Source organism: Candidatus Symbiopectobacterium sp. NZEC135 (assembly GCF_025962695.1).
The window spans coordinates 1-1,339 of the sequence record NZ_JAGFPF010000474.1 but is presented as its reverse complement, the minus strand read 5'-3'; the positions used below and the strand labels follow the sequence as shown (position 1 = coordinate 1,339).

Genomic DNA, 1,339 nt, shown 5'->3' with positions numbered 1-1,339 from the left:
CCATTGTTGGAAGGCGGTATTCGCGTGCATTTGCATGCGGGAGATGGCCCGATGGTTTCCCAGATGGTGATAGAAGGACATTGCGATCTGGGTATCACCGCGCACCCTGTCACCGATACGCGATTAAAAGGGGATGTCATTTTTACCGACCGCGTGATCGCTATTGCAGCGCCCGCCCTTGCCGAACGCCTGAACAGCAGTGAGCATTTTGGCCGGGATTTACTGAATGAGCCGCTGCTGGCTTACAACCTTGAGCTTTCACTGATCGAACACTGGCTGGGTAAGAATCGGATAAAATTCGGTTCGTTGCTTCCTGCAATGGTCGGTCAGGATTTACGCGGTCAGAGAAGCCTACTGTGTAAAGGATTTGGCTGGACGGTGATGCCGGAATTTTTGTGCCGTGCGCATCTTGCTGAAGGTAAGCTGGCCCGTATTAAAGCCCCGGTGGGAGACACCGAAATTCGTTACAATCTGGTGTGGCTGCCGAGTGCATTACGTCAGCCGCGTCTGGCACACACCCGACAGATCCTACTGAACAGGCTTGGTAACCCGGATTAAACGAGGAACGGACGGGGAAGGGCGTGGCACGGGTCATTGACGGGCGATGCGCGAGAAAAATTCAGCACCGCCCTTGAGTGATGTGCGGTGCAACGCTACTCATTGCCCCATTGATTCAAAAACGTCGCTATCTCATCAATGCGTTGTTCGTCGATATGGGCTTCACGGGCCATCTCTTGCTGAGCCTGCTCGCTGATTTCTTCATTATTCATTAAGCGGGTGAGCAGTAATTGGAAATAGTGCGCCAGAGCGTCACGTTCTGACTCGCTCACCAATGTGGCAGCTTCCGTCGAATACTCATCCACAATGTCATAATATTTAAGGGGTATTTCATTGTTCATGCGTCGTCCCCACGGGGTAAGGTTTCTGTCGTCTGTTAGGTGGTTAAATGCTGCATTAAACCGTTGCAACATGCAGCGTCAATTACCACATTAAATCATCAGGCACTTTAAAGTCGGCATAGGGATCTTCTTCATCTTGCTCTTCCTGACTCAGCGCACTGTGTAAAACGATACTGCTTGCATCCCGCTGCGCAATTTTCTCAGCTACGCTCGCGGGGATGATCGCGTATTGGCTCTCACCCTTGCTATCAACAACCAGGCGAGCGATGGCGAGACGACCATTAATCAACTGGGCTTGGGTAAGCTTATCCACAACCACTTTTTTAATTAAATTGTTATCCGTGAAGTTAAAGCTAATATCACCTTTTGAAATGTCGATTTTGTTCATTTCAATGAGTTGCTTCACCTGCGCTTTATACTCTTTAGATAACACAGCCTGT

At 49.8% G+C, this 1,339-nt stretch carries 3 protein-coding genes; 1 reads left to right on the top strand and 2 read right to left on the bottom strand.

The annotated features are described in order from the left end of the window. The coding region (locus tag J5224_RS28025) for a substrate-binding domain-containing protein (RefSeq protein WP_264628392.1) at nt 1–558 on the top strand (558 nt) is incomplete at its 5' end. Between the two features lie 95 nt (nt 559–653). Here J5224_RS28025 and J5224_RS28020 read toward each other — a convergent pair. Further along, the gene (locus J5224_RS28020) at nt 654–899 is read right to left on the bottom strand and encodes a YmjA family protein (protein WP_264628391.1); all 246 of its coding nucleotides are present in this window, start codon (nt 897–899) and stop codon (nt 654–656) included. An 82-nt stretch (nt 900–981) separates the two neighbouring features. After that, nucleotides 982–1,339 (bottom strand): DUF2058 domain-containing protein (locus J5224_RS28015; protein WP_264628390.1); only part of this gene is annotated, 358 nt, incomplete at its 5' end.

Excerpts from the sequence above, each read along its gene's own strand:
- J5224_RS28020 (WP_264628391.1), bottom strand. The coding sequence starts at position 899 with ATGAACAATGAAATACCCCTTAAATATTATGACATTGTGGATGAGTAT.